Source organism: Sodalinema sp., from assembly GCF_046483825.1.
Classification (GTDB): domain Bacteria; phylum Cyanobacteriota; class Cyanobacteriia; order Cyanobacteriales; family Geitlerinemataceae; genus Sodalinema.
This window is the reverse complement of the sequence record NZ_JAWOCL010000157.1, coordinates 1-3,848: the sequence shown is the minus strand read 5'-3', so window position 1 is coordinate 3,848 and position 3,848 is coordinate 1. Positions and strand designations below refer to the sequence as shown.

General features: G+C 53.1%; 2 protein-coding genes. Both read right to left on the bottom strand.

Features of this window, described 5'->3' with window-relative positions:
- Positions 1–62: 62 nt before the first annotated feature.
- Positions 63–812: a pyruvate formate-lyase-activating protein gene (gene pflA, locus R6U67_RS10305; protein WP_410252460.1), complete on the bottom strand. Its 750-nt coding sequence runs from the start codon at positions 810–812 to the stop codon at positions 63–65.
- 180 nt (positions 813–992) lie between these two features.
- Positions 993–3,290, bottom strand: a complete 2,298-nt coding sequence (pflB, locus tag R6U67_RS10300) for a formate C-acetyltransferase (RefSeq protein WP_410252459.1) — start codon at positions 3,288–3,290, stop codon at positions 993–995.
- Positions 3,291–3,848 lie beyond the last annotated feature (558 nt).

Genomic DNA, 3,848 nt, shown 5'->3' with positions numbered 1-3,848 from the left:
GGAGAGGGTGAACAGCCATCCCCTCCCAGGAGGGGTTCGGGGTGGGTTCCTTTCAATCGTCATCACGCCACAACTGGCAAATGATACCTGGAAAAAATATCCTTGGCCACCTGAACCTGCTCATCAGTCGGTTCCGGCGTCTCCTTTAACTGATAATCATAGCCAAGAGCCTCCCACTTATATTCCCCCATCTTATGAAATGGCAAAATCTCCAACCGCTCCACATTCCTAAACCCCGATAAAAACTGAGCCAGTCCTTCCATATTCTCCACCTGATTCGTTAACTCAGGAACCAAAACAAAACGAATCCAAGTCGGTTTATCAATCTCTTCCAAATAACGAGCAAACTTTAACGTCGGTTCAACGGAAACACAGGTCACCGCTCGATAGGTTTCCGGTTGATAGGACTTGATATCTAATAGCACTAAATCCGTGTTCTCTAAAACCGGCTTCGCCACCTCGACGGGAATATAGCCGGAGGTATCTAAGGCGGTATGGATGCCCAAGGCTTGACATTGACGGAAGATTTCGCCGACAAACTCCGGCTGCATTAAAGGTTCTCCCCCTGTCACCGTCACGCCACCCTTAGAAAACTCCATGTAAGAGCGATATTTGACCACTTCCTTGAGAATCTCTGTCACCGTCACTTCGCGACCGCTGCCTAACTCCTGACAGTCAGGATTATGACAGTAAAGACAGCGTAAGGGACAGCCTTGGGTAAAGACCACAAAACGGATTCCTGGGCCATCGACGGTTCCACAACTCTCAAAGGAGTGGATTCGGCCTGAGATGGAGGATTGGGAGATCGGCATGGGGGGAAAGGGAACAAAAACAAGTTAGGGGCGTACCCTTGTGGTCGCCCTCTGCGGGGAATGAGGAATCGGGGGGGAATTATGTCGGGGCTGCCCCATCCTCGGACCCACCCCGCCCTGCGGGCACCCCTCCCAGGAGGGGAATTTTGGGGTGGGCCTGGGTTTGGTGTCTAGGGGGTGCTAGATGTGACTGTGGAAGGTGCGATTAACTACGTCTAACTGTTGTTCGCGAGTCAGCTTGATGAAGTTGACGGCGTAACCGGAGACGCGAATCGTTAGTTGTGGGTACTTCTCGGGATGGTCCATGGCTTCGAGAAGGGTGTCTCGGTTTAGCACGTTGACGTTGATGTGATGACCTTCGTCGTTGAAGTAGCCATCCAAGAGTCCCACTAGGTTGCTGATACGATCGCCCTCCTGTTTCCCAAGGGCCTGCGGCACAATGGAGAAGGTGTAGGAAATCCCGTCCTGAGAATGCTCATAGGGGAGTTTCGCGACGGAGGCTAAGGCTGCGATCGCCCCGTTGGTATCCCGTCCGTGCATGGGGTTGGCACCGGGTGCAAAGGGTTCGCCGGCTTTACGACCATCGGGGGTGTTGCCGGTTTTCTTGCCATAGACCACGTTGGAGGTAATGGTGAGAATCGACTGGGTGGGAACGGAACCACGATAGGTTTTGTGTTGGCGAATCTTGTTCATAAACTGCTTCACCACGGCGGCAGCCATCTCGTCGGCCCGGTCGTCATTGTTGCCGAATTTGGGATAATCTCCCTCGATGTCATAGTCGACCACCAAACCGCGTTCATCGCGAATCACTTTCACCCGCGCATATTTAATGGCGCAGAGTGCATCAGCCACCACTGATAACCCTGCCATTCCACAGGCCATGGTGCGATAGACGTCTCGGTCATGCAGCGCCAATTCCACCCGTTCATAGGCGTATTTGTCGTGCATGAAGTGGATGATGTTGAGGGTGTTGACGTACAGGCGCGACAACCACTCCAGACAGCGATCGAACTTGGCGGCTACGTCGTCATAGTCGAGGTCGTCTCCCTGAACCGGAACCCAGTCGGGGCCAACCTGCTCGCCACTCATCTCGTCTTTCCCGCCGTTGATGGCGTAGAGAAGTGCTTTCGCCAAGTTGGCCCGAGCGCCAAAGAACTGCATTTGCTTGCCAATCTTCATGGCACTGACACAGCAAGCAATGCCATAATCGTCGCCATAGTCGAGGCGCATCAGGTCATCGTTCTCATACTGGGTCGAACAGGTATCGATGGACACTTGGGCGCAGTAGCGTTTGAAGTTGTCCGGTAAGCGTTTGGACCAGAGAATGGTTAGGTTGGGTTCGGGCGCGGGACCGAGGGTGTAGAGGGTGTTGAGGAAGCGGAAGCTGTTTTTGGTCACTAGAGGACGACCATTTTCACCGACACCGCCAATACATTCGGTGACCCAGGTGGGATCTCCTGAGAAGAGTTGGTTGTAGGCGGGAGCGCGCAGGAAACGCACCATCCGCAGTTTCATGACAAAGTGGTCGATGATTTCCTGGGCCTGTTCTTCGGTGAGGCGACCATTTTGCAGGTCTCGCTCGAAATAGATATCGAGGAAGGTGGAAACCCGACCGAGGGACATGGCCGCGCCGTTTTGTTCTTTCACCGCCGCGAGATAGCCGAAATAGGTCCATTGGACGGCTTCCTGGGCCGTTGCAGCGGGTCGGCTGATGTCGCAGCCATAGGCGGCGGCCATGTCTTTGAGTTCTTGCAGCGATCGCATCTCTTCGGAGAGTTCTTCCCGCCGCCGGATGGTGTCTTCGTCCATCGCGTCGAGTTCTAGGGAGGCTTGCTGTTCTTGTTTGTCTAACAGCAGGCGATCGATTCCATACAAGGCCACCCGGCGATAGTCGCCAATAATCCGACCTCGACCGTAAGCATCGGGTAAACCGGTGATGAGTCCTGAATGACGGGCGCGGCGGATTTCTGGGGTATAGGCATCAAAGACGCCGTCGTTGTGGCTTTTGCGGTATTTGGTGAAGATTTCTTCGGTCCCGGGGTCGAGTTCGTAGCCATAGGCTTCGAGGGATTTTTTGACGACCCGGATGCCACCATAGGGCATAATCGCCCGTTTGAGGGGTTTGTCGGCTTGCAAACCGACGATTTGTTCTAAACTTTGGTCGATATAGCCAGGTCCGTAGGCGGTAATCCCTGAGGGAATCTTGGTTTCTGCGTCTAAAATGCCGTTCTCCCGTTCCTGGGCCATCAGGTCTTGTACGGCGCTCCAGAGGGACTGAGTGCGATCGCTGGCGCCACTGAGAAACTCGGCATCTCCTTCATAGAGGTTGTAGTTTTTCTGGATGAAATCCCGGACATTGACGTCTTTGGTCCAGGTTCCTGATTTAAATCCATCCCAGGCTGGGGTTAGATCGCGACTCCCGGCGGCGTTTTCGGTTGAGTTGGTCAATTGAGCTTGTGTCGGTTTGGCGATGACCATACGTCTTTTCTTCCTCTTCTAAGAGTTCTGTGCTGGACGTAAGAGCGGCTCACTATGTCTCACCTGCCACTCTGTCCACTTCTACTTTTAACAAAAACTCTATGGGATTTCTAGGGGGATAAGGTACAACTTTATATTTATTTTTGTTTCGGATTAGAATGACCGATTATGTCGCTCTAGCATGATGAAATGACTTTGGGGAGGCTTGCTGCGATGATTGGTAGTCCAGGATACAAGGTCTTGGGGATTATAACAGAAAATAGCGAAATTTTCAATGGGTCAGGAGGAGGAATTAGTCATGATTTTCGGTTCTGATTTTTGTTCGGAATCTGCGTGGTACAGACTTTTTTAAACTCTTTTAAAAGGGTCTCGTTCCTGGTGATTTCTTGGGCGGCGCTTCGTGGGTGCAGGCGGCAGAGCCGCCTAGAGTCCGTGTCATGGCTGAGCCATGACACGAGGAGGGGGAAAAACGGTCTCGTTCCTGGTGATTTCTTGGGCGGCGCTTCGTGGGTGCAGGCGGCAGAGCCGCCTAGAGTCCGTGTCATGGCTGAGCCATGA